Below are 24,501 nucleotides of genomic sequence, written 5' to 3'. Positions count from 1 at the left end.
GAAATTGATCATCAAAGCGATGGAGAAAACGATCGCTGCGAAAATCGTCACGTATGACTTCGCCCGCCTGATGGAAGGGGCGACGGAAGTGAAATGCTCCGAATTTGCTGATGCGCTCATCCGCAATATGGACTAACCTTTGAAGGAAAGGGATGGCAAACGATGGCGATGAAACGGAAAAAAATCTCGGTGATCGGCGCCGGATTCACGGGGGCGACGACGGCGTTCCTTTTGGCGCAAAAAGAGCTCGGCGACGTCGTGTTGGTCGATATTCCGCAGCTTGAGAACCCAACGAAAGGGAAGGCGCTCGATATGCTCGAGGCAAGCCCGGTGCTCGGCTTTGACGCGAATATCATCGGCACATCGGATTACGCTGACACAGCCGATTCCGACATCGTCGTCATCACAGCAGGCATCGCCCGCAAGCCGGGCATGAGCCGCGACGATTTGGTGACGACGAACCAAAAAATTATGAAGCAAGTGACGAAGGAAGTCGTCAAATACTCGCCGAACTGCTACATCATCGTCTTGACGAACCCGGTCGATGCCATGACATACACGGTGTTTCAAGAGTCCGGGTTTCCGAAAAACCGCGTCATCGGCCAGTCGGGCGTCTTGGATACGGCGCGCTTCCGCACGTTCGTCGCCGAGGAGCTGAACATTTCGGTAAAAGATGTCACTGGGTTTGTTTTAGGCGGCCATGGCGATGACATGGTGCCGCTCGTCCGCTACTCGTACGCCGGCGGCATTCCGCTCGAAAAACTCATTCCGAAAGATCGTTTGGACGCCATCGTTGAGCGGACGCGCAAAGGCGGCGGTGAAATCGTCAACCTGCTCGGCAACGGCAGCGCCTACTACGCACCGGCCGCCTCGCTTGTCGAAATGGTCGAAGCGATTTTGAAAGACCAGCGCCGCATTTTGCCGGCGATCGCCTACCTTGAAGGCGAATACGGCTATGAAGGCATTTATTTGGGCGTGCCGACGATCCTCGGCGGCAACGGCATCGAGAAAGTGATCGAGCTCGAGCTGACCGAAGAGGAAAAAGCGGCGCTCGCCAAATCCGTCGAATCCGTTAAAAATGTCATGCGCATGCTGGAATAGCGGCGAGGCAAAAATCCGGGCATTGCCCCGGATTTTTGCCCACAGTCAATGAAAGCGCTTTCTAGACAACGAAGGGGTGGGAACATGTTGAAAAAACGAAAGCTCGGGAGACGGATCGGGGAAATTCAAGCGGGGGAAAAGCTCGTGTTCCAAGCCGCCATCGAAGACAAAGACTTGCTTCTTTATCTTGGGCTGACGGATGATGCCAATCCGCTCTATATCCAGCATGATTATGCTTCACAGACGCCGTTTGGAAAACCGGTCGTGCCGCCGGTCATGTTGACGGGGATGATCACGTCCGCGGTCTCCAAATATTTGCCAGGCCCGGGCAGCTACATTACGCGGCAGGATCTTCGCTTTCTCCGCCCCGTTTATCATTATGAAACGCTCGAATTTTTGCTCGAAGTCGCCGATGTCGATGAGGCGGGCCATTGCGTGACGTTGTCCGTCATGGCGACGCGCGGTGCGGAAACGGTGCTTGACGGAACGCTGTCTGTCTGCCCGCCGCATACGTTGCCGCGCCTAGACGGGCGGGTGCTCGAGAACTTTTGACCTCATGTTGAAAGCAGTCCCCCACTTCGAAACAAAGGGGGAGTTTTATGCCGCTTTCCGCCAAAGGAAGCCAACCAAACGCGAGAGGCAGTTTTCCGCGGGCAACCTGTCCGCAGGAAAACCGCCCTTTTTTCTTTTTTTGTCCGAATCATGGCGTCAATTGTGGTATCATAAAGGCAGAAACCATTGGACGGGATGGAGGAGCGGCATGGGACGAAAAATTTTAGTTGTCGATGACGAACAGCCGATTGTGACTCTGTTGTCGTACAATTTGGAGAAAGCCGGATTTCACGTCGTGACCGCTCACGATGGCGAAGAGGCGCTCGTGAAAGTAGCGTCCGAGCAGCCGGCGCTCATTATTTTGGACTTGATGCTGCCGAAGCTTGACGGCGTTGATGTGTGCAAGCGGCTTCGCCAGCAGCAAATCATGACGCCGATTTTAATGTTGACGGCTCGCGATGATGAATTTGACAAAGTGCTTGGTCTTGAGCTTGGCGCCGACGACTATATGACAAAGCCGTTCAGCCCGCGCGAAGTCATTGCCCGCGTCAAGGCGATTTTGCGCCGCACGGAGATCGTTCAGCCGGCGGCTGAATCGAGCGAGCGGCTTGTTGTTGGCGATCTGGAAATTTTTCCGGAACGCTATGAAGCAACGATCGACGGCAAGCCGCTTGAGCTGACGCCGAAAGAGTTTGAGTTGCTCCTTTATTTGGCTCGCCATAAAGGGCGGGTGTTGACGCGCGACCAGCTGCTCAGCGCCGTGTGGAACTACGAGTTTGCCGGCGATACACGCATTGTCGACGTCCATATCAGCCACTTGCGCGAGAAGATCGAAACCGATACGAAAAAACCGATGTACATTAAAACGGTGCGCGGCCTTGGCTACAAGTTGGAGGAACCGAAGCGGCATGAATAGCTTCCGCACCCGCCTTTTGTTTTGGCTCGTGACGCTCATCGCCACGGTGTTGATCGCCCTCGGGCTTTTGCTCGGGCAATTGCTGAAAGATTTTTACGCCGAGACGATGAACAAACGGATGGAAAAAGAGGCCCAAGCGCTTGCGATTTTGCTTGAAAATGAACCGCTCGAGCAAATCCGCGCCGATTTGCAGGAAATGGGGAATGAGCTGTCGTCCCGCATCACCGTGCTCGATAAAGAAGAACGGGTGCGGTTTGACAGCGGTCGCGTCGCAGCGATCAGCGACAAAGACCATGAGCGCATCGTCCGCGCGATTTTGCGCAAAAAGCAGTTTCCCCGTTTTTCCGTGATTGAAAAAACAAACGACGTCTATTACTACATCGTCCCGTACGAGCGCGGTGAGCGGAGCGGGTACGTCGTGTTAAGCACACCGACGAGCTCACTCCAAAAAGTAAACGAGCAAATTTGGGGCGTGCTCACGAGCAGCCTCGGGATGGCGCTCGTTGTCATCATCGCCCTCGTCTGGAAAATCGCCAATCAATATATGAAGCCGATTGAAGAAGCGACGAAAGTGGCGTTTGAGCTGGAAAAAGGCAATTACGCCGCCCGTGTGCCCGATGGTGAATATAACGAGGCCGGGATGCTTGTGCGCTCGATCAACCGGCTGGCCCGCCATTTGCAGGAGATGAGCAGGGCGCGGGAAATTCAGACCGATCGGCTTCACACGCTCATTGAAAACGTCGGCAGCGGCCTGTTGTTTATTGACCACCGCGGACATATTTCTCTCATCAATCGGGCGTTCCAGACTCAGTTTCATCTCGATCCGTCGGATTGTTTACACCGTCCGTACGCCGATGTGCTGCCGCATGGCGACATCGTCCGGTTTATCGATGATATTTTCATCACCGAAACGACGATGCGCCGGCATATGCGGCTGACGATTGGCATCGAGCGGAAACATTTCGATGTATACGGGGCTCCCATCATTGGCACGAACGCCGAATGGAAAGGGATTGTCGTCGTGTTTCACGACATTACGGAGCTGAAGCGTCTTGAGCAAATCCGCAAAGACTTTGTCGCCAACGTTTCGCACGAATTGAAAACGCCGGTGACGTCCATCAAAGGATTCGCCGAAACGCTATTGGATGGCGCCATGAAGGATGAAGCGGCGCTCGAACATTTTTTGACCATCATCTTAAAAGAAAGCGAACGGCTGCAAACGCTCGTTGAGGAACTGTTGGACTTGTCGAAAATCGAGCAGCACGGATTTCAGCTGCAACTCGAAGACGTGGATATCGCTCAAGTCATCGCCGAAGCGGCTGCTGTGTTTCGCCAAAAAGCGGCGGAAAAACAAATTGATTTGCATATCGAATCGCCATCCGGGCTTGTCATCCGCGGTGACAGAAATCGGATGAAGCAAATTTTGCTGAACTTGCTCGCCAACGCCATCACGTATACGCCGGAGCACGGACGGGTCGCTGTCGAGGCGGAAGAGACGGAGAAAGAAGTGCTGATCCATGTGAAAGACACCGGAATCGGCATTGAGGAAAAGGAAATCCCGCGCATTTTTGAGCGTTTTTACCGCGTCGACAAGGCGCGCAGCCGCGATTCCGGCGGAACGGGGTTGGGCCTTTCGATTGTGAAACATTTGGTTGAGGCTCACCATGGATATATTACCGTAGCGAGCAAAGTGGGGTGCGGCACCGTGTTCACGATCCATTTTCCAAAGCCGGGACGGTAGCCGGCTTCTTTTGATCATCTCCAACTGAGAAGCCTCCCATTTTTCAGCGTGAGCGTAAGCAGGGGATGAATCGGCGCCTCCCATCATGGTGGGAGAGCGTTCAAGGCAAGCCGCAGGCATGGTACAATAGGACAAGGAAGCATCCGAGGAGGGATGAGATTGAAAAAAAAGCTTGTTTTAATCGACGGCAGCAGCGTGGCGTACCGCGCCTTTTTTGCCTTGCCGCTTTTGCATAACGACAAAGGCATCCATACGAACGCCGTCTACGGGTTTACGATGATGTTGAATAAAATTTTGGCGGAAGAAGAGCCAACTCATATGCTTGTCGCGTTTGACGCCGGGAAAACGACGTTCCGGCATGAAGCGTTTCAAGAGTATAAAGGTGGGCGCCAGCAGACGCCACCGGAGCTGTCGGAGCAGTTTCCGCTGTTGCGCGAGCTGCTGAGGGCATATCGCATCCCCGCCTATGAACTCGAGAACTACGAAGCGGACGATATTATCGGAACGCTTGCCGCCCGCGCTGAGCAGGAAGGGTTTGAGGTGAAAGTCATTTCCGGCGACCGCGATCTGACCCAGCTCGCCTCCCCCCATGTGACGGTGGACATTACGAAAAAAGGGATTACCGATATCGAACCATACACGCCGGAGACGGTCCGCGAAAAATACGGCTTAACTCCGGAACAAATCGTTGATTTGAAAGGATTGATGGGCGACAAATCGGACAACATCCCCGGAGTGCCGGGCATCGGGGAAAAGACGGCGGTCAAGCTGCTCAGGCAATTCGGCACGGTCGAAAATGTGCTTGCCTCCATTGACGAGATCAAAGGCGAAAAGTTGAAAGAAACGCTGCGCCAACACCGGGAGATGGCGCTGTTAAGCAAAAAGCTCGCCGCCATTCGCCGCGACGCCCCGGTCGAGCTCTCGCTTGATGACATCGTCTATCAAGGGGAAGACCGGGAGAAAGTGGTCGCTTTATTTAAAGAGCTTGGGTTTCAATCGTTTTTAGAGAAAATGGAATCGCCGTCATCAGAAGAGGAAAAACCGCTTGCCAAGATGGCATTTACGCTTGCTGACCGCGTGACGGAGGAGATGCTTGCCGACAAGGCGGCGCTTGTCGTTGAAGTGGTCGAGGAAAATTATCATGATGCGCCGATCGTCGGCATCGCTGTGGTCAACGAACATGGACGGTTTTTCCTGCGCCCGGAGACGGCGCTTGCCGATCCGCAGTTTGTCGCCTGGCTTGGTGATGAAACGAAGAAAAAAAGCATGTTTGACTCAAAGCGCGCGGCAGTCGCCTTGAAATGGAAAGGAATTGAGCTATGCGGCGTTTCCTTTGATTTATTGCTGGCCGCCTATTTGCTTGATCCGGCGCAAGGTGTTGATGATGTAGCTGCCGCAGCCAAAATGAAGCAATACGAAGCGGTGCGCCCGGATGAAGCGGTGTATGGCAAAGGGGCGAAGCGGGCCGTGCCGGATGAGCCAGTGCTCGCCGAGCATCTCGTCCGCAAGGCGGCGGCGATTTGGGAGCTCGAACGGCCGTTTTTGGATGAGCTGCGCCGCAACGAACAAGATCGGTTGCTCGTCGAGCTCGAGCAGCCGTTGTCTTCGATTTTGGCGGAAATGGAATTTGCCGGAGTGAAAGTGGATACGAAGCGGCTCGAACAGATGGGCGAAGAGCTCGCCGAGCAGCTCGGCACGGTCGAGCAGCGCATTTATGAGCTCGCCGGCCAAGAATTCAACATCAATTCACCGAAACAGCTCGGCGTCATTTTATTTGAAAAACTGCAGCTGCCCGTCTTGAAAAAAACGAAAACCGGCTACTCCACTTCAGCGGATGTGCTTGAAAAACTTGCGCCTTATCACGAGATCGTGGAAAACATTTTGCATTACCGCCAGCTTGGCAAGTTGCAGTCGACGTATATTGAAGGATTGCTGAAAGTCGTGCGACCCGATACAAAGAAGGTGCATACGATTTTCAATCAGGCGTTGACGCAAACCGGACGGCTCAGCTCGACGGAGCCGAACTTGCAAAACATTCCGATTCGGCTTGAGGAAGGACGGAAAATCCGCCAAGCGTTCGTGCCGTCGGAGTCTGATTGGCTCATTTTCGCCGCCGACTACTCACAAATTGAGTTGCGCGTCCTCGCCCATATTGCGGAAGATGACAATTTAATGGAAGCGTTCCGCCGCGATTTGGATATCCATACGAAAACAGCGATGGACATTTTCCAAGTGAGCGAGGACGAAGTGACGCCCAACATGCGCCGTCAGGCGAAGGCGGTCAACTTTGGGATCGTTTACGGGATCAGTGATTACGGCTTGGCGCAAAACTTAAATATTTCGCGCAAAGAGGCGGCTGAATTCATCGAGCGCTACTTCGAAAGCTTCCCTGGCGTGAAGCGGTATATGGAAAACATTGTGCAAGAAGCAAAACAGAAAGGGTATGTGACGACGCTGCTGCATCGGCGCCGCTATTTGCCGGATATCACGAGCCGCAACTTCAACGTCCGCAGCTTTGCTGAACGGATGGCGATGAACACGCCGATTCAAGGGAGCGCCGCTGACATTATTAAAAAGGCGATGATCGATCTGAACGCCAGACTGAAGGAAGAGCGGCTGCAAGCGCGCCTTTTGCTGCAGGTGCATGACGAGCTCATTTTGGAGGCGCCGAAAGAAGAGATGGAGCGGCTGTGCCGGCTCGTTCCGGAAGTGATGGAGCAAGCGGTCACACTTCGCGTGCCGCTCAAAGTCGATTACCATTATGGCTCGACGTGGTATGACGCGAAATAAAGAGAAGTCTTGGTGTGGAGCGCCGGCATCCCTAAGAAGGCCTGTGATGGAATGAAAAAGCAGTTTCACAACGACTCTTCTCCAGTTGGGAAGCCTTGAACATCGAGCCGTCCTTCTCAACCAACATGACCGATTTTGTGAAAATCAGCGTTTCTCACCGGCCTTTTAGGCAGAATCTTTCGGTGCGACGATTCTCGGCTGCAACTCGATGAATGGGAGCGAAACAGCTGCCGCCCCATGGAGAATCTTTCTCTCGGCGGATGAACCGGCGTCAATGTGAAAGCGTCGGCAGGAACGATGCAGGAAAACGGAGGAAAGGGGGGATCGCCATGCCGGAATTGCCGGAGGTGGAAACGATCCGTCGTACGCTTTTGCCGCTTATTGTCGGAAAAACGATTGAGGATGTGCGCATCTTTTGGCCGAACATCATCCGCCATCCGCGAGACCCCGAGGCGTTTGCGGCAAGAATGATCGGACAGACGGTGCGTGGTTTGGAACGGAGAGGGAAATTTTTGAAATTCCTGCTCGACCGCGATGCGCTCATTTCCCATTTGCGCATGGAAGGGCGCTACGCCGTTGCTTCTGCCCTCGAGCCGCTCGAACCGCATACGCACGTCGTGTTTTGCTTCACGGACGGCAGCGAACTCCGTTACCGCGACGTGCGCAAGTTCGGAACGATGCACGTTTATGCCAAAGAAGAAGCTGACCGCCGGCCGCCGCTTGCTGAGCTTGGGCCGGAGCCGCTTTCCCCGGCGTTTTCCCCAGCTGTATTGGCGGAGCGGGCGGTGAAAACGAAACGGTCGGTCAAAGCGTTGCTCCTTGATCAGACGGTCGTGGCTGGGTTTGGCAATATTTATGTCGACGAATCGCTGTTTCGCGCCGGCATTCTTCCCGGCCGGCCGGCCGCCTCTCTCTCCAGCAAAGAGATCGAGCGCCTGCATGAGGAAATGGTGGCGACGATCGGCGAGGCGGTCATGAAAGGGGGAAGCACGGTACGCACGTACGTGAACACGCAAGGGGAAGCGGGTGCGTTTCAGCATAGCTTGTTCGTCTACGGACGCAAAGGAGAGCCATGCAAACGATGCGGCACGCCGATTGAAAAAACGGTCGTCGCCGGCCGCGGCACGCATTATTGCCCGCGCTGCCAGCGCTAGGCGGCGTGTAAAAAGGAGAGAGGTTCCATGACGTTGACGATCGGATTGACCGGCGGGATCGCCAGCGGCAAAAGCACGGTGAGCGCGATGATGCGCGAGCTCGGCCTTCCGGTCATTGATGCTGACGAAGCGGCGCGCGCCGTCGTCCGACCGGGGGAAGACGCCTACCGTCAGATTGTCGCCGCCTTCGGTCCGGGCATTTTGCAGACAAATGGAGAGATCGATCGGGCGAAACTCGGGGCGATCGTGTTCAACGACGAAGAAGAACGGAAAAAGCTAAACGCCATCGTTCACCCGGCGGTGCGTCAGAAAATGCTCGCGGAGAAAGAAGCGCTCGTCCGTTCCGGGGCGAAAACGGTCGTATTGGACATTCCGCTTTTATTTGAAAGCGGATTGACATCCTGGGTCGATAAAGTACTTGTCGTGTATGTTGACGATGACATCCAGCTTCGCCGGCTGATGGAGCGGAACGGGTTCACTGAGGAAGAAGCGCGCGCCCGCATTTGCGCTCAATGGCCGCTGGCGGAAAAAATGAAGCGGGCCGACGCGGTCATCAACAATAACGGAACGAGGGAAGAGACACGCCGTCAGCTGTTGGCTATTTTGAAACAATGGGACGCCTTGGAAAAATAGGCGTCTTTTTTGTTCGCTTTCAGTCATTTTGTTCTCCACATTCCCTAAAAATATGATATACTATTTATACAAATATAAGAAAATAGTATAACATATATGAGAGGAGAACAAAGTGAATGAAGGCGAAAGTGGCGATTAACGGTTTCGGACGAATCGGACGGATGGTGTTCCGGCGCGCCATCAATTCCCCTGACCTCGACATTGTGGCGGTGAACGCCAGCTATCCGCCGGAAACGTTAGCCCATTTAGTGAAATATGACTCAAACCACGGTAAATTTGACGGTGAGGTCATCGCCTTGGAAGACGGCCTGCTCGTCAACGGCAAAAAAGTGAGGCTGTTAAACTCGCGCGACCCGAAACAGCTGCCGTGGAAAGAGCTTGCTATCGATATTGTGATTGAAGCGACCGGAAAATTCAACGACCGCGAAAAGGCGAGCCTTCACCTTGAGGCAGGGGCGAAGCGCGTCATTTTAACCGCCCCGGGCAAAAATGAAGATGTGACGATCGTTGTTGGCGTCAACGAGCATATGCTTGACATCGACCGCCATTTCATCATTTCGAACGCCTCGTGTACGACAAACTGTTTGGCTCCGGTCGTCAAAGTGCTCGATGAAGCGTTTGGGATTGAAAACGGCCTGATGACGACGGTTCACGCGTATACGAACGACCAAAAAAACATCGACAACCCGCATAAAGATTTGCGCCGCGCCCGCTCATGCGCGCAGTCGATCATCCCGACGACAACGGGAGCGGCGAAAGCGCTTGGCCTAGTGCTGCCGCATTTAAAAGGGAAGCTTCATGGCATGGCGCTCCGCGTCCCGACGCCGAACGTCTCGCTCGTCGACTTGGTCGTCGACTTGAAGCGCGATGTGACGGTTGATGAGGTGAACGAGGCGCTGATCCGCGCTGCCAACGGCCCATTGAAAGGCATCTTGGATTTCACGATGGAGCCGCTTGTCTCGATCGATTTCAATACGAATCCGCATTCTGCGATTATCGACGGCCTGTCGACGATGGTGATGGAAGGGCGAAAAGTGAAAGTGCTCGCTTGGTATGACAATGAATGGGGCTATTCGTGCCGCGTCGTTGATTTAGCCCATCTTGTCGCGGCCAAAATGAATGAGCGTCTCAGCGTCAATGCGTAACAGCGGTTCGATGTGAAGCGCGCCGCCTGCGCTATGGCTTTTGCGATCCGCACAAACGGATCGGGCCACGGTGCGGGCGTGGGCGCTTTTTCTCTTTTTTATGCAAAAAAATTAAAAAAGCCTGTTGCAAAAACCCCCTAAACAAAGTATACTATGTCTCGTGAACTTCTTAACGGCAAGGGTAATGTGACTACTTAAAGGGTTAGGACCTCTTAGGACTAACTTTCCCCCGTGGTAGTTATACATGCCATTTTGCAACTCACCTTCTGTTTTTTTATTTGTTTGAGAAAATTGGTTAAAGGGGGATTCTTTTCATGGACACGATGGGTCGTCACGTTATCTCGGAACTTTGGGGATGCGACTTTGACAAACTGAATGATATTGATTTTATTGAAAAAACGTTCGTTGACGCCGCGTTAAAGTCGGGAGCGGAGATTCGCGAAGTGGCGTTCCATAAATTCGCTCCGCAAGGCGTAAGCGGGGTCGTCATTATTTCGGAATCGCATTTGACGATTCACACGTTTCCCGAACACGGCTATGCGAGCATTGATGTGTATACATGCGGCCATTTAGACCCGACGATTGCCGCCGATTACATTGCCGAAATGCTGGGCGCGCAAACGCGGGAAACGATTGAACTTCCGCGCGGCATGCGCCCAATCGAAGTGAAAAAGGCGCAGGCGCTGTAATTGGATCATGATAAACCGAAAGGAGCGTAAGCGAAACGCTCCTTTTTTTGCGCCCTCGGCGGTACAACAGCGGCGAACATCATGGTATGATGGAAGAAAAAGAATGACTAGGGAGACGTGGCAATGAGCATGTGGAAAACACTCAAATACGCCTTCACAAACCATTGTGAAACGCGGGAAAATCATGAAGATGAAGAGCTAAGAAGCCATTATTACAAAGCGACGAACCGCGCTGTGATCGATGCGGTCAAGGAGCTGCTCTCGTCGCTGCCTGGCGCCGAGCTCGTTTCTGTTTCCGAAGAGCGCGGCGAAATTTGTGCACAAACAAGGCGCGGCAAAAAGTTGTTTATCGTCGCTACCGTCATTTCCGTGCGGCCGTTTGAAACGGCGGTCGACTTTTCCGCGACGACGGAGACGAAGCTATTGCCGTTTGATTTTGGGCATAGCCGGGCGGTCATTCTCGATTTGTATCGGAAGCTCGACGCCCGCCTGCCCTATATCGGTTCCGGACTGAACAGCTAACTATATCTTGTCTGCTTTCGTCCATTCCGGTATGATAGAAAATAAGAAGATCAACGGAGTGGATGTTATGCGATGTCCTTCATGCCATCATCAAGGCACGCGCGTGCTTGACTCGCGCCCGGTTGAAGAGGGTCGTTCGATCCGCCGCCGGCGGGAGTGCGAACAGTGCCATTATCGGTTTACGACGTTTGAGCGGATCGAGGAGCCGCCGCTGATTGTTGTGAAAAAAGAGGGGACGCGCGAAGAATTTAGCCGGGAGAAAATTTTGCGCGGCTTGATCAAAGCGTGCGAGAAGCGGCCGGTGGCGCTCGAGGAGCTTGAAAAAGTGACGCAGGAAATTGAGCGCGAACTGCGCAATCAAGGCGTCTCGGAAGTGAAAAGCGAAACGATCGGCGAAATGGTGATGGAGCGCCTGTCACACATCGATGAGGTCGCCTATGTCCGCTTCGCTTCCGTCTATCGGCAGTTTAAAGATATTAATGTGTTCATTGAAGAACTGAAAGAGCTGATCAAAAAAGGGCAACGGTAAAAAGGGCTTTGGCGTTAGGCGGCAAGCCCTTTTTTTCAACGTCTTTTCGGCAGGAAAGGGGAGAGCCGGTTTGAAACGAATACGGCGAAATGGAAGGTCGGAGCGATGCAACACCATTGGAAAGAGCTGATTGCTGTCGACCGTTATACCGTGCAAAGCCGTGGGGTGTTGCAAGAGGTGGACCGTAAAGTGCTGACGCTGCTTTACCAGCCGCTCATCGGCTGCCGGGCGTTGGCGCTTTATATGACGCTTTGGGGGGAGCTTGAGCTGCTTGACGGCCAGGAAGCGACCCATCATCGGCTTATGGCGCTCATGCAGTGCGGACTGCCGGACATTTACAGCGAACGGTTGAAACTCGAAGGAATCGGGCTGCTCGACACATACGTCCACGCTAAAGAGGCGGATGAACCGAAGCTGTTTCTTTATGAGCTGCGCCCGCCGTTGGCGCCAGACCAGTTTTTCCGCGACGAGATGTTGAGCGTTTTTTTGCACCGGCAAGTCGGCCGCCACTTGTTTATCCAGCTGAGCAACTTTTTTGCCCGTCCGTCCATTGATGAAACGAAATTCACCCAGGTGACGCGGTCGTTTTCCGACGTGTTTTCGGCCGTGCCCGCTGAACAAATCGTCGCCGGCCTCAGCGAAGAAGCCGGGCCCGAGCTGCTTGAAGGGAAGGATCACATCAGGCGGGATGAGGAGTCGTATGTGCTTGATGATGATGTATTCGACTTTGAGCTGTTTTTTGCCGGCCTGTCCAAGCAGCTTGTGCCGCGCCGAGCGGTGACAGCGAAAGTGAAGGAAGCGATTAAAAAGCTGGCGTTTTTATACGGCATTCCGCCGCTTGAGATGCAAAAACTGGTCCTTGGCGTCATCGATCCGGCCTATCATATCGATATTGACGCGTTGCGCCGGGCGGCGCGCGAATGGTATGAGCTCGAACATGGCGGTGTCGAGCCGCGCCTCGTCGAACGAGTGCAGCCGCTCGCCTACCGGACGATGGAAAACATCGAACCGCGCACAAAAGAGGAGCAACTAATGAAACAGCTGGAAACAATTTCCCCGCGCCAGCTGCTGAAAGAGATTTCAGGCGGCGCTGAGCCGTCGCTTGCTGATTTGCAGTTGATCGAAGACATTATGTTCCAGCAGCAGCTGCTCCCCGGAGTTGTCAACGTGCTCATTTATTATGTCATGCTCCGGACGAATATGAAGCTGTCGAAAAAATACGTAGAAAAAATCGCCAGCCATTGGGCGCGCAAAAAGGTGAAAACCGTGAAGGAAGCAATGGAACTGGCGAAAGAAGAGGCGAAAACATACCAAAACTGGGCGAACGAAAAGGAAAAAGGGACGCGGACGGTGCGCAAAGTCGTGCGCACGGAAATCGTCCCGGACTGGCTGAACATGGATTACAGCCAGCCGGATGATGATGATTTTGACGTCGAACAGGCGCGCAAAGAGCTTGAGGAACGGCTGAAAAAATACCGTGATGAATCATAGAGGGAAAAGCCATGGAACGAGTAAACCACCTGTTGCAGCGGTTGCTTGGCAATCAACGGTTTAAACAACGCTACGAACAAATGAAACGCTACATTTTGGAGCATCCGGACGTGCAGCCGTTTTTGCGGGCGCACGAACGGCAATTGTCGGCCGATGCGGTTGACCGCAGCTTGATGAAGCTGTATGAGTTCATCGAGCAGCACGGGAATTGCCGCCAATGTCCGGGCCTTGAGCGATGCAACAACATGCTGCCGGGGTACCATCCAAATTTGGTGGTCAACGGTGGAAGGATCGACGTTGAGTACGACCGCTGCCCAAAAAAAGTGCAGCATGACGAGCGAAAACGGCAAGAGTCGCTCATTCAAAGCATGTTCATGCCGCGCGAAATCTTGCGTGCTTCGCTCTCTGACGTCGATCTCAATGACGATGGGCGGATCAAAGCGATCCGATTTGCCGAGCGGTTTGTGGCGGAATACGAGCCAGGGAAAAAAATGAAAGGCTTGTATTTGCACGGATCGTTTGGGGTGGGCAAAACGTATTTGCTCGCCGCGATCGCCAACGAGCTGGCGAAGCGAAACGTTTCGTCGCTGATCGTCTACGTGCCCGAGCTGTTTCGTGAGATGAAACATTCGCTTCAAGACCAGACGATGAACGAAAAGCTTGATTATATCAAAAAAGTGCCGGTGCTGATGCTCGATGATCTTGGGGCGGAGGCGATGTCAAGCTGGGTGCGCGATGATGTGTTTGGCCCGATCTTGCAATACCGGATGTTTGAAAACTTGCCGACGTTTTTCACGTCGAACTTTGATATGCAGCAGCTCGCCCATCATTTGACGTATTCGCAGCGCGGCGAAGAAGAGAAGGTGAAGGCGGCGCGCATTATGGAGCGAATCCGCTATTTGGCCTATCCGATTGAAATCACTGGACCGAACCGCCGCGAGCAAAATATATAAAGGCGATTTGAAACGTTGCCGTTTGCACAGGCATGTTGATTAACCCATAAAAACTAGTTGAGCAGGTTCTGTTTCTAGCTTTTCTGCCGTAGTCGGCAAGCGGTTCGTTTGCCGACTGGGGCTGACCCAAAAGGGTAATTTCCCTTAAACAAAACACAACATATTGTTTCTTAATTTAATTGTTTTATGCCTGTATACGGTAATAAGAAAGGGTGTCCCGATCCTTTTGGGGCACCCTCTCCTCGAACAATGAACGCCGCTAAGCTTTGTGGTTTTTTAGTCTAAACAGCCCGTTGTCCCCATATATATAAACCAAGCATGCCTTTCGGGCTAAAGGGGGGACAGCGGGTGATCGAAATCCATTTTGACGAGGCAAGCGAGGCGGAAAAATTGGTTGGGCTGCTAGATCACCGGCAACCGGATGACGGTCCGCTGTTTCATGCCGCTTATGACGGGAACAAAACCGTGGCGGTTTACATACAGGGCGAGGAGAAGCGTGTGCTTGAGGAGCATATCATCCCAGCGATGACGGCGTTTATGCAGGAGGTGATGGAAGACCGGCTGCTGCTATCCATCATTGCCAATGTTTTTTATTTCCGCGACGTCGAAGAACAGCAGCAAATTTTGGCCCTCGCTCATTCATTTTTGGACGGCGAGCGGCGCGATTACCGGAAAAGCGCGGCGTTTGCCGCCTCGCGCACCGTGATGTTGCGCGACGCTTTTGCCTCCTTTTTGCGCGACGGCTTGTCATTTTCGTTTTCTTCGTTCGTTACGTTCCGGCTAAAGCCGTATATGGAGCGCCTCCAACATTATGTCGAGCTGGCGATTGATGAATACAAGCTGGAGCAGGAGTATCAAAATTTTGTGCAAATGCTGCGCGACTGCCTGGCTGGCCGGACGCCGCAATGGCCGCGCCTGTATTTGGTGCACGATCCGCCGCACTTCGTATTTTACGACAGCGAGCGGCGGGAGCTGTCGGCGGCGGAAGTGAGACAGTTGATCGACCGCCATCTCGTCTTCAGCCAGCCGATGTATATTGATGCATCGGTGCTCGCTCCGCTTGTCTCGCTCGCTCCGGCGGAAATTGAGCTGTACACCGATCATCCGGATGACGGCATGGTGCAGACACTGCAAAACGTGTTTCAAGAACGGCTGATCGTCTGCCGCCGCGCCGATTTTTCCCGCTTGTTTGCCGCCAACGCTGGAAATGGGGGAGAAGCTTGATTTTTCCTGCTGTTTTCGCTATAATGACGTCATGAATATGGATGAATACAAGCGATGACGAGGACATGGGCGCATTTTTACGGTTTCCAGAGAGGGAAGGCAGCGGCTGGAACCTTCCTAACACGAAAAATGCGCTTACCCCCTCAGAGCTGCGGCAGCGAACGCAACGCCCAGTAGTTGCCGCCGGTGGACGACCGTTATTCTTGTTGAGCCATGGCATGGCGAGGCGTTGCCATGGGAAGAAGGGTGGAACCACGATGAAAACTCGTCCCTTTAGGAGGGAGGAGTTTTTTTATTTTTCCATTTTCATCATCATGACAAAGGAGTGATTGCCAATGCCAGACGTCATTCGCATCACGTTCCCAGATGGGGCGGAAAAGGAGTTTCCGAAGGGGACGACGACGGAAGACATCGCTGCCTCGATCAGCCCGGGGCTGAAGAAAAAAGCGATCGCCGGCAAACTGAACGGCCGGTTCGTTGATTTGCGCACGCCGCTTCACGAAGATGGCGAGCTTGTCATCATTACCCAAGACATGCCGGAGGCGCTTGACATTTTGCGCCATAGCACCGCCCACTTAATGGCGCAGGCGATCAAGCGGCTGTATGGCAACGTCAAGCTCGGCGTCGGTCCGGTCATTGAAAACGGCTTTTACTATGATATCGACATGGAGCATAAGCTGACGCCAGACGACCTCCCGAAAATCGAAGCGGAAATGCGCAAGATTGTCAAAGAAAATTTGGACATCGTCCGCAAAGAAGTGAGCCGCGAAGAAGCCATCCGGCTGTATGAAGAAATCGGCGATGAGTTGAAGCTCGAGTTGATCGCCGATATTCCGGAAGGCGAGCCGATTTCGATTTATGAGCAAGGCGAGTTTTTCGACCTTTGCCGCGGCGTGCACGTGCCGTCGACTGGAAAAATCAAAGAGTTCAAGCTGCTCAGCATCTCGGGGGCCTACTGGCGCGGCGACAGCAACAACAAAATGCTGCAGCGCATCTACGGCACGGCCTTTTTCAAAAAGGAAGACTTGGATCGTTATTTGCGCCTGCTTGAAGAAGCGAAAGAGCGCGATCACCGCAAATTAGGCAAAGAGCTTGAGCTGTTTACGACATCGCAACAAGTCGGACAAGGCTTGCCGCTATGGCTGCCGAAAGGAGCGACGATCCGCCGCATTATCGAACGGTACATCGTCGACAAAGAAGTGGCGCTCGGATACGATCATGTCTACACACCGGTGCTCGGCAGCGTCGAGCTGTACAAGACATCGGGCCATTGGGACCATTACAAAGAAAACATGTTCCCGCCGATGGAGATGGACAACGAAGAACTTGTGCTTCGTCCGATGAACTGCCCGCACCATATGATGATTTACAAAAGCAAGCTGCACAGCTACCGCGAGCTGCCGATCCGCATCGCCGAGCTCGGCACGATGCACCGCTATGAAATGTCTGGAGCGCTTACCGGCCTGCAGCGCGTCCGCGGCATGACGCTCAACGACGCCCACATTTTCGTGCGCCCGGACCAAATCAAAGACGAGTTCAAGCGCGTCGTCAACTTGATTTTGGAAGTCTATAAGGATTTCGGCATTGAGGAATACTCGTTCCGCTTGTCTTACCGCGATCCGCATGACAAAGAAAAATATTACGATGACGATGAAATGTGGGAAAAAGCCCAACGCATGCTGCGGGAAGCCATGGACGAGCTCGACCTCGATTACTACGAAGCGGAAGGGGAAGCGGCGTTTTACGGGCCGAAGCTCGATGTGCAAGTGCGCACGGCGCTTGGCAAAGACGAGACGCTCTCGACGGTGCAGCTTGACTTCCTGTTGCCCGAGCGCTTTGATTTGACATACATTGGCGAGGATGGGAAGCCGCATCGTCCGGTCGTCATCCATCGCGGCGTCGTCTCGACGATGGAGCGGTTTGTCGCGTTCCTCATCGAGGAGTATAAAGGCGCGTTTCCGACATGGCTCGCCCCGGTTCAAGTCAAAGTGATCCCCGTGTCGCCGGAGGCGCATCTCGATTACGCGTATGACGTGCAACGGACGCTGAAAGAACGCGGCTTCCGCGTCGAAGTCGACGAGCGCGACGAAAAAATCGGCTATAAAATCCGCGAAGCGCAAATGCAAAAAATCCCGTACATGCTCGTTGTCGGCGATAAAGAAGTGTCTGAGCGAGCGGTCAACGTCCGCCGCTATGGAGAAAAAGAAAGCCGGACGATGGGGCTTGACAAGTTTATGGCCTTGCTCGCTGACGATGTGCGGGAAAAACGGACAAGATTAGGGAAAGCGCAATAAACCGTTGACAGGCGACATAAACGTTCAAGCGCTACAAGGAAGCAACGGTGGCGATGGCCCATGTCATGGGCGGTTTTTCAAAGAAATGGCGGCGTGAACAAGATTTTCTCTTGCCAATTGAATGTTGATCCGCTATAATAAAGGACGTTGTGTTTATCAAGATCCGCTCCTTGACATGCCATCGCCAAGGTGGTATAGTGTATAAAGTGGAATGATGGCTTGTTTGTAACAAAAGCAGAAGCACCCCGCTTCTCACCTGACCGACGCCAAGACGGCTGTTGGCAGGTTGTTACGGTTCGTCAATGCGAGTGTAAGGACGTACTGCGCGGGTGCTTTGTGCATCTGCGCTTTTTTTTGGGCTGGAAGTGGGGCTCTGCTGGCAAACAAGCCAGTCGGAAAAAACCTTGGAGGTGGCTCATTATTAGCAAAGATTTTATTATCAACGAACAAATTCGTGCCCGTGAAGTGCGCTTGATCGACCAAAACGGCGAACAGCTTGGCATCAAGTCGAAGCAGGAGGCGCTTGAGATTGCGGCAAGACGCAACTTGGATCTTGTGCTTGTCGCGCCGAACGCCAAACCGCCCGTTTGCCGCATCATGGACTACGGCAAATTCCGCTTCGAGCAGCAGAAGAAAGAGAAAGAAGCGCGCAAAAAACAAAAAGTGATCAACGTCAAAGAGGTGCGCCTCAGCCCGACGATCGAGGAGCATGACTTCAACACGAAGCTGCGCAATGCGCGCAAGTTTTTGGAAAAAGGCGATAAAGTGAAGGCGACGATCCGCTTTAAAGGTCGGGCGATCACCCATAAAGAAATTGGGCAACGCGTCCTTGACCGCTTCTCGGAAGCGTGCGCCGACATTGCCGTTGTCGAAACGGCGCCGAAAATGGACGGGCGCAACATGTTTTTAGTGCTCGCACCGAAAAACGACAACAAGTAAGGAGGAACCTGCGATGCCAAAAATGAAAACTCACCGCGGCTCGGCGAAACGGTTCAAAAAAACGGCCAGCGGCAAATTAAAACGCGGCCACGCGTACACGAGCCACTTGTTTGCCAATAAAACGAAAAAACAAAAGCGTCATCTCCGCAAAGCGACGCTTGTCTCGCCTGGCGATTTCAAACGCATCCGCCAAATGCTTGACAACTTGAAATAACGACCGACTATAGGAGGGAACGATTATGCCACGCGTAAAAGGTGGACCAGTGACGCGCAGACGTCGCAAAAAAGTGTTAAAACTCGCAAAAGGCTATTTCGGCGCGAAACACGCATTATATAGAGTCGCGAACCAACAAGTGATGAAATCGCTCATGTATGCGTATCGCGACCGCCGTCAACGGAAGCGCGACTTCCGCAAACTGTGGATTGTCCGCATCAACGCGGCGGCTCGCCAAAATGGCTTGTCCTACAGCCGTTTGATGCACGGCTTGAAGCTGGCCGGCGTGGAAGTGAACCGGAAAATGCTCGCCGACTTGGCGGTGAACGATCAAGCCGCGTTCGCCCAACTCGCCGACTTGGCGAAAGCGAATTTGAATAAATAACAACGATGGCCATCCTTGATCAGGGTGGCCATTTTCTTATCAAGGAAAGGGATCGATATGGTACAATACGGGATAGCGATCAACCTTCTCGCTTTTTTCGTGATGGGGGTCGACAAATACAAGGCGAAGCGCCGCCGCTTTCGCACCGCCGAGCGGACGCTTTGGCTGCTGGCGTGGTTGGGCGGAGCTCTGGGGGCAATGGCGGGCATGTACACGTTTCGTCATAAAACGCGCCATCGGGCTTTTGGCTATGGTTTGCCGCTGTTGGCAGCGGTGGAGCTGTTTCTCTATTGGCGATGGATGAGGTAGAAAGGGGAGGAGAGAGTCAACTACTCCCACTTAGCTAACGCTTGAAGTGGGGGCTTGCAACTCCCCAGAAGTGCAAACGGACTTCGTCCTCCTTCCTTGACTTGGGGTTGCATCAGGGGGCAGGTTGACGACTACCCAACGACGCAGGTCATGCCTGCATCGTTACCGATTCTCTCGGTGTGTCTGTTGGCAGTACTTGGCTTCCACACACAACAGACGGACCTACGCTCGATGTTTTACGGTTACAACGTTTCCTGTAACCAACTCCATACATCGAGTAGCAGTTATTGGAGTGCCTTTATTGAACGGTTTTCTCCACGCCTTTATTCTATCATACACAAAAGAAAGGGGGAACGCGCATTCCTCTCCCACTTACTCCCTTTGGTCGTTGAAGTGGGAGTCTCCTGCGCGAAATAGGATGAATTGGCCTTTGCTTTACGATATGCAGCGCATGTTGGATGAGCGGATTGAAACAGAGCACGGCCTTATGCATGAGGACTTGTTCAATCGGAAAATGCTTGCGTTTCTCGTCGAACTTGGGGAGCTGGCCAATGAGACGCGCTGTTTTAAATTTTGGAGCGTGAAACCGTCGGCGCCGGCGGAACGGGTGCTGGAGGAATATGTCGACGGTTTGCATTTTTTGCTGTCGCTCGGGCTGGATTGCGGGCTGTTTTATGAAAGCCGGGAGCTTCCGGCTGTCGAGCGGCCGCTTGTTGAGCAGTTTTTGGCCATCTTTCGCGCCGCCGAGCGGTTCGGGGAGACGAGAGCGCGAGGGGAATATGATGCGCTGTTTGCGGAGTATTGGCGGCTTGGCGTGGCGCTCGGTTTTTCTTCCGACGACATCGAGGCGGCGTATCGGCGGAAAAATGAAGTGAACCACAAGCGGCAAAACGAGCGCTACTGATCTTTTTTCGGGTGGCGAATGATTCATTTTGCCAATCGTCAGCCTTTTCAAGTATAATAAAAAAGTGGACAAAACCGGAAAGGGGTGCCAAGATGGCGAAGTTGGACGAAACGTTGACGATGCTGAAAGCGCTGACCGATGCGAAAGGCGTCCCGGGCAATGAGCGGGAAGCGCGCGATGTGATGAAGACATACATAGCTCCGTATGCGGATGAAGTGACAACGGATGGCCTCGGCAGCTTGATCGCCAAAAAAGAAGGGAAATCGGGCGGGCCGAAAGTGATGATCGCCGGCCATTTGGATGAAGTCGGCTTTATGGTGACGCAAATCGACGACAAAGGATTCATCCGCTTCCAAACGCTTGGCGGATGGTGGAGCCAAGTAATGCTCGCCCAGCGCGTGACGATCGTGACGAAAAAAGGCGACATCACCGGCGTCATCGGTTCGAAGCCGCCGCACATTCTGCCGCCGGAGGCGCGCAAAAAACCGGTGGAAATCAAAGATATGTTCATCGACATCGGCGCGACAAGCCGCGAGGAAGCGATGGAGTGGGGCGTCCGCCCGGGCGATATGATCGTGCCGTATTTTGAATTTACGGTATTGAACAATGAAAAAATGCTGCTCGCGAAAGCATGGGACAACCGGATCGGCTGTGCGGTCGCCATCGATGTGCTCAAGCAGCTGAAAGGCGTCGACCATCCAAACACGGTATACGGCGTCGGCACGGTGCAGGAAGAAGTCGGCTTGCGCGGCGCGCGCACGGCCGCCCAATTCATTCAGCCGGATATCGCCTTTGCGGTGGATGTCGGCATTGCCGGCGATACACCGGGCGTGTCGGAAAAAGAAGCGATGGGCAAACTCGGCGCCGGCCCGCACATCGTCCTGTACGACGCGACGATGGTGTCGCACCGCGGCTTGCGCGAATTCGTCATCGAAGTGGCGGAAGAGCTGAACATTCCGTACCATTTTGATGCCATGCCGGGCGGCGGTACGGATGCGGGAGCGATTCATTTAACGGGCAGCGGCGTTCCGTCGCTCACGATCGCCATCCCGACGCGCTACATCCACTCGCACGCCGCCATTTTGCATCGCGACGACTACGAGAACACGGTCAAGCTGCTTGTCGAAGTGATCAAACGGCTTGACGCCGACAAAGTGAAACAACTGACGTTTGACGAATAAAAACACCGGCCAATTCGGCCGGTGTTCGTCATTGTTTAACCGCCTGCTCGAGCGTGGTGAGCATCATGTCTTTTTGCTGTTCATTGGCGTGCGTCCAAATGGCTTCAAAGAGGACGCCGAGGCCGGGCAAATATTTTTCCTCGCCACGCTGGATCGCGTCCTCGATTGTATTCTCGAGCTGTTCTTTCGAGTTGTTGGCGACGTTGTGCATAATGGCTTTCCGCAAGTTCAAATCCATTTGTCTCACCTCATTGGCCGTATTGTACACCGTTATCGTTTGCCAATGGCGGCGGATTTATACATGGAGCGGCTCTCGTATATGGTATAATAGAGGAAAAACTAGACCGAAATGAGTGATGGCGACGATGGACGAGAAACCGCTCTATGGATTGGAACGAACGGTATTTCGCCAACTGCTCCATCTATTTTCCCGTTATGCTGATGTCATTGAAAAAGTCATTTTGTTCGGCTCAAGAGCACGAGGCGATTACAAGGAAGGATCGGATATCGATTTGGCGATCCAATTTCGAAAACCGGGAGGCCCGCTGTACCTCCTGCAATCGGACTTGGATGAACTTCCGATCATTTATCCGATCGATGTTGTTGATTACAATCAAATTCACAACGAACAGCTAAAAATGAATATTGACCAAGAAGGAAAGACGATTTTTCAAACGAACGAGCACGGGAAGGTGATGGTCACCATGAGCCGGCTGATGGATCGATTTTACGATTTCGAACGGGCGCTCTCCAAACTCCGGCAAAGTGCCGCAAGAGACGCTCAAACGGATGACCTTGTTGTTGATGCGACCATTCAACGCTTTGAATTCACGTACGAACTAGCATGGAAATGGATGAAACTTTATTTGGAGCATCAGGGATACGCTGAAGTGACGAGTCCGAGGAAAACGATTCGCGAGGCGTTTCGGGAAGGGTTGATTCAAGACGGAGAGACATGGCTTCGCATGCTCGAAGACCGCAACCGGACGTCCCATACGTATGACGAAGAAACGGCGATGGACATTTACGAACGCATCCGTACACACTATATCCCGCTGTTTGACCGTTTGCTTGACGAAATGAAACGACAGCTTGACTCAGTGACATGAGCGGCCGGCGTGCGGAACGGAACGAGCCTGGCTTTGTGAAGGAACTTGGCTTTGGTCGTGAAAGATGACAACGGCACACATTTTGTTATAATCAAATGAAGAAACTTGACGAATGAGGTGACGACACAATGGAAAAAGCGACATTCGCCGGCGGCTGCTTTTGGTGCATGGTGACGCCGTTTGAGGAGCTTGACGGCATTTACGGCATCGTCTCCGGCTATACGGGCGGGCATGTCGAAAACCCAACATACGAGCAAGTGAAAACCGGCACGACCGGCCATTACGAAGCGGTGCAAATCACGTTTGACCCGGACGTCTTTCCGTATGAGCGGCTGTTGGAGCTGTATTGGTGTCAAATCGACCCGACCGATGACGGCGGCCAGTTTCACGACCGCGGGCCGCAATACCGGACGGCGATTTTTTACCATAACGAAAAACAGCGCCAGCTCGCCGAGCAGTCAAAGCGGGCGCTCGAGGAAAGCGGGCGCTTCTCGAAGCCGATTGTAACGAAAATTTTGCCGGCGACGACGTTTTACCCGGCGGAAGAGTATCATCAAAACTACCATAAGAAAAATCCGGAGCATTACAAACAAGACCGCGCCGCGTCCGGGCGCGACGAGTTTATCGCCAAACATTGGGGGACGAAACGGTGAAGCGGATCGAATCGCCGAAAAATGCGCGCGTCAAACAATGGAAAAAGCTGCTGACCAAAAAAGGGCGCGATGAGACCGGATTGTTTTTGCTTGAAGGGTTTCATCTTGTCGAAGAGGCTGTAAAAAGCAACGCGCCGCTTGTTGAGCTGATGGTGGACGAGCGGACAGCCATCCCGCCCGGCTGGGACGTCAGCGTCCCGGTTGTGATCGTGACCGAAGCGGTGATGAGGGCGATCAGCAGCACGGAGACGCCGCAAGGCATCGCCGCGGTGTGCCGAAAGTTGCCAGCCGAGCTTGAAGGCGTGAAGACCGCCTTGCTCATTGACGCCGTGCAAGACCCGGGCAATCTCGGGACGATGATTCGCACCGCCGATGCCGCCGGGATCGATGCTGTCATCCTTGGCGAAGGGTGCGCCGATGTGTACAATCCGAAAGTCGTGCGGGCGACGCAAGGGTCGCTGTTTCATCTTCCGGTTGTCAAAGGCGATTTGGTGCAATGGATCGCGCGTTTCAAGGAGCAGGGCATTCCGGTGTACGGAACGGCCTTGGAGAATGCCGTCGATTACCGCACCGTTCCGCCTTCGTCTTCCTTCGCCTTGCTCGTCGGCAATGAAGGAAGCGGCGTCCGGCGCGAATGGCTCGAGATGACGACGGAAACCATCTACATCCCGATTTACGGCCAAGCCGAGTCGCTGAATGTCGCCGTCGCGGCCGGAATTTTGCTTTATTCCTTGCAGGCGGTGCGGTAAACGATGAGCTGCGCAAAGAAATTTCGGCCTGACCTTGCCTTTGCCCACTCATTTGCGTATAATGAATAGCGACAATTTCCCATACGGACAACAACGATGACGGAGAAAAGTAGCTTGCTGCTCGCCATCCAGGGAGAAAACGCCGGAGACTGGGAGCGTTTTTATGGCTGACGCAAGTGAAGTTCACCTCCCGAGTTGACACCGGGACCATCCCAAAAGGGGATGTAAAGGTGTTCCGGCTTTCGGCCGTTATCGCAATGAAGTGAACAGCGCATTTCGGCTGTTAACAAGGGTGGTACCGCGAGCAACAACTCGTCCCTTACC

General features: G+C 53.5%; 25 protein-coding genes, 1 pseudogene and 3 other annotated features. Of the genes and pseudogenes, 25 read left to right on the top strand and 1 reads right to left on the bottom strand.

Going from position 1 to position 24,501, the window contains the following annotated elements; all coding sequences use genetic code 11:
• The 22 genes and pseudogenes from GZ1_RS18935 to GZ1_RS10240 all read left to right on the top strand — a co-directional run.
• A pseudogene (locus GZ1_RS18935) lies at window positions 1-136 on the top strand (NADP-dependent isocitrate dehydrogenase); the annotation flags it as partial.
• 26 nt (window positions 137-162) lie between these two features.
• Window positions 163-1,101 carry a malate dehydrogenase gene (gene mdh, locus GZ1_RS10345; RefSeq protein ID WP_011232208.1) on the top strand — a complete coding sequence of 313 codons (939 nt, stop codon included), beginning with the start codon at window positions 163-165 and terminating at the stop codon, window positions 1,099-1,101.
• 84 nt (window positions 1,102-1,185) lie between these two features.
• Window positions 1,186-1,653 carry a MaoC/PaaZ C-terminal domain-containing protein gene (locus GZ1_RS10340; protein WP_011232207.1) on the top strand — a complete coding sequence of 156 codons (468 nt, stop codon included), beginning with the start codon at window positions 1,186-1,188 and terminating at the stop codon, window positions 1,651-1,653.
• Between the two features lie 208 nt (window positions 1,654-1,861).
• Window positions 1,862-2,569 carry a response regulator transcription factor gene (locus GZ1_RS10330; RefSeq protein ID WP_014196523.1) on the top strand — a complete coding sequence of 236 codons (708 nt, stop codon included), beginning with the start codon at window positions 1,862-1,864 and terminating at the stop codon, window positions 2,567-2,569.
• A complete protein-coding gene (pnpS, locus tag GZ1_RS10325) occupies window positions 2,562-4,310 on the top strand; it encodes a two-component system histidine kinase PnpS (RefSeq protein WP_060788426.1) in 1,749 nt (582 codons plus the stop codon). The genes GZ1_RS10330 and pnpS overlap by 8 nt, the downstream gene beginning before the upstream one ends.
• 153 nt (window positions 4,311-4,463) lie before the next feature.
• Window positions 4,464-7,100 carry a DNA polymerase I gene (polA, locus tag GZ1_RS10320; protein ID WP_060788425.1) on the top strand — a complete coding sequence of 879 codons (2,637 nt, stop codon included), beginning with the start codon at window positions 4,464-4,466 and terminating at the stop codon, window positions 7,098-7,100.
• A 329-nt stretch (window positions 7,101-7,429) separates the two neighbouring features.
• Window positions 7,430-8,254, top strand: a complete 825-nt coding sequence (gene mutM / locus GZ1_RS10315) for a DNA-formamidopyrimidine glycosylase (RefSeq protein ID WP_011232202.1) — start codon at window positions 7,430-7,432, stop codon at window positions 8,252-8,254.
• Between the two features lie 27 nt (window positions 8,255-8,281).
• Window positions 8,282-8,887: a dephospho-CoA kinase gene (coaE, locus tag GZ1_RS10310; RefSeq protein ID WP_020754978.1), complete on the top strand. Its 606-nt coding sequence runs from the start codon at window positions 8,282-8,284 to the stop codon at window positions 8,885-8,887.
• 116 nt (window positions 8,888-9,003) lie between these two features.
• The gene (locus tag GZ1_RS10305; RefSeq protein WP_060788424.1) at window positions 9,004-10,032 is read left to right on the top strand and encodes a glyceraldehyde-3-phosphate dehydrogenase; all 1,029 of its coding nucleotides are present in this window, start codon (window positions 9,004-9,006) and stop codon (window positions 10,030-10,032) included.
• Between the two features lie 314 nt (window positions 10,033-10,346).
• Window positions 10,347-10,721 (top strand): adenosylmethionine decarboxylase, encoded by a 375-nt coding sequence (speD, locus tag GZ1_RS10300; RefSeq protein ID WP_011232199.1) that lies wholly within the window; start codon window positions 10,347-10,349, stop codon window positions 10,719-10,721.
• A 123-nt stretch (window positions 10,722-10,844) separates the two neighbouring features.
• Entirely contained in the window at window positions 10,845-11,243 is a 399-nt protein-coding gene (locus GZ1_RS10295; RefSeq protein WP_011232198.1) for an aminotransferase class IV, read from the top strand.
• 67 nt (window positions 11,244-11,310) lie between these two features.
• Window positions 11,311-11,772 carry a transcriptional regulator NrdR gene (gene nrdR / locus GZ1_RS10290; RefSeq protein WP_013144522.1) on the top strand — a complete coding sequence of 154 codons (462 nt, stop codon included), beginning with the start codon at window positions 11,311-11,313 and terminating at the stop codon, window positions 11,770-11,772.
• A 105-nt stretch (window positions 11,773-11,877) separates the two neighbouring features.
• The gene (locus GZ1_RS10285; protein WP_060788423.1) at window positions 11,878-13,263 is read left to right on the top strand and encodes a replication initiation and membrane attachment family protein; all 1,386 of its coding nucleotides are present in this window, start codon (window positions 11,878-11,880) and stop codon (window positions 13,261-13,263) included.
• 11 nt (window positions 13,264-13,274) lie between these two features.
• Window positions 13,275-14,216 (top strand): primosomal protein DnaI, encoded by a 942-nt coding sequence (gene dnaI, locus GZ1_RS10280; RefSeq protein WP_013144524.1) that lies wholly within the window; start codon window positions 13,275-13,277, stop codon window positions 14,214-14,216.
• A 348-nt stretch (window positions 14,217-14,564) separates the two neighbouring features.
• Entirely contained in the window at window positions 14,565-15,440 is an 876-nt protein-coding gene (gene ytxC / locus GZ1_RS10275; RefSeq protein ID WP_011232194.1) for a putative sporulation protein YtxC, read from the top strand.
• Window positions 15,441-15,485: 45 nt separating this feature from the next.
• Window positions 15,486-15,716 (top strand) — a binding site (T-box leader).
• A gap of 59 nt (window positions 15,717-15,775) precedes the next feature.
• On the top strand, window positions 15,776-17,734 hold the full coding sequence (thrS, locus tag GZ1_RS10270; protein ID WP_060788422.1) for a threonine--tRNA ligase: 1,959 nt from the start codon (window positions 15,776-15,778) through the stop codon (window positions 17,732-17,734).
• 226 nt (window positions 17,735-17,960) lie between these two features.
• Window positions 17,961-18,094: a sequence feature (ribosomal protein L20 leader region), on the top strand.
• Window positions 18,089-18,673, top strand: a complete 585-nt coding sequence (gene infC, locus GZ1_RS10265; protein WP_075261478.1) for a translation initiation factor IF-3 — start codon at window positions 18,089-18,091, stop codon at window positions 18,671-18,673. (Overlaps the previous feature by 6 nt.)
• A 13-nt stretch (window positions 18,674-18,686) precedes the next feature.
• Window positions 18,687-18,887, top strand: a complete 201-nt coding sequence (rpmI, locus tag GZ1_RS10260; RefSeq protein WP_011232191.1) for a 50S ribosomal protein L35 — start codon at window positions 18,687-18,689, stop codon at window positions 18,885-18,887.
• A 25-nt stretch (window positions 18,888-18,912) separates the two neighbouring features.
• Complete coding sequence (gene rplT / locus GZ1_RS10255; protein ID WP_011232190.1) at window positions 18,913-19,272, top strand: 50S ribosomal protein L20; 360 nt, start codon at window positions 18,913-18,915, stop codon at window positions 19,270-19,272.
• Between the two features lie 57 nt (window positions 19,273-19,329).
• The gene (locus tag GZ1_RS10250) at window positions 19,330-19,581 is read left to right on the top strand and encodes a DUF1294 domain-containing protein (RefSeq protein ID WP_013524295.1); all 252 of its coding nucleotides are present in this window, start codon (window positions 19,330-19,332) and stop codon (window positions 19,579-19,581) included.
• Window positions 19,582-19,999: 418 nt separating this feature from the next.
• Window positions 20,000-20,485, top strand: coding sequence for a dUTP diphosphatase (locus GZ1_RS10245; protein WP_025039320.1), 486 nt, complete (start codon window positions 20,000-20,002; stop codon window positions 20,483-20,485).
• A 92-nt stretch (window positions 20,486-20,577) separates the two neighbouring features.
• Window positions 20,578-21,666, top strand: coding sequence for a M42 family metallopeptidase (locus tag GZ1_RS10240; protein ID WP_015375580.1), 1,089 nt, complete (start codon window positions 20,578-20,580; stop codon window positions 21,664-21,666).
• Between the two features lie 28 nt (window positions 21,667-21,694).
• Here the strand turns inward: GZ1_RS10240 and sspI are convergent, their stop codons facing one another.
• Window positions 21,695-21,904 carry a small acid-soluble spore protein SspI gene (gene sspI / locus GZ1_RS10235; RefSeq protein ID WP_015375579.1) on the bottom strand — a complete coding sequence of 70 codons (210 nt, stop codon included), beginning with the start codon at window positions 21,902-21,904 and terminating at the stop codon, window positions 21,695-21,697.
• A 127-nt stretch (window positions 21,905-22,031) separates the two neighbouring features.
• On the opposite strand from sspI, the gene GZ1_RS10230 reads away from it, so the two are divergent.
• The 3 genes from GZ1_RS10230 (at window position 22,032) to GZ1_RS10220 (ending at window position 24,177) form a co-directional block, all read left to right on the top strand.
• On the top strand, window positions 22,032-22,775 hold the full coding sequence (locus GZ1_RS10230) for an HI0074 family nucleotidyltransferase substrate-binding subunit (RefSeq protein ID WP_015375578.1): 744 nt from the start codon (window positions 22,032-22,034) through the stop codon (window positions 22,773-22,775).
• Window positions 22,776-22,903: 128 nt separating this feature from the next.
• Window positions 22,904-23,428, top strand: coding sequence for a peptide-methionine (S)-S-oxide reductase MsrA (gene msrA, locus GZ1_RS10225; protein WP_013144533.1), 525 nt, complete (start codon window positions 22,904-22,906; stop codon window positions 23,426-23,428).
• Window positions 23,425-24,177, top strand: coding sequence for a TrmH family RNA methyltransferase (locus GZ1_RS10220; protein ID WP_060788427.1), 753 nt, complete (start codon window positions 23,425-23,427; stop codon window positions 24,175-24,177). The genes msrA and GZ1_RS10220 overlap by 4 nt, the downstream gene beginning before the upstream one ends.
• An 87-nt stretch (window positions 24,178-24,264) precedes the next feature.
• Window positions 24,265-24,500 (top strand) — a binding site (T-box leader).
• Window position 24,501 lies beyond the last annotated feature (1 nt).

The sequence above is a fragment of the Geobacillus zalihae NBRC 101842 genome, from assembly GCF_001544135.1.
Taxonomy (GTDB): Bacteria; Bacillota; Bacilli; order Bacillales; family Anoxybacillaceae; genus Geobacillus; species Geobacillus zalihae.
The sequence above is the reverse complement of the archived record's forward strand: the minus strand, read 5'-3'. Positions and strand labels throughout refer to the sequence as shown.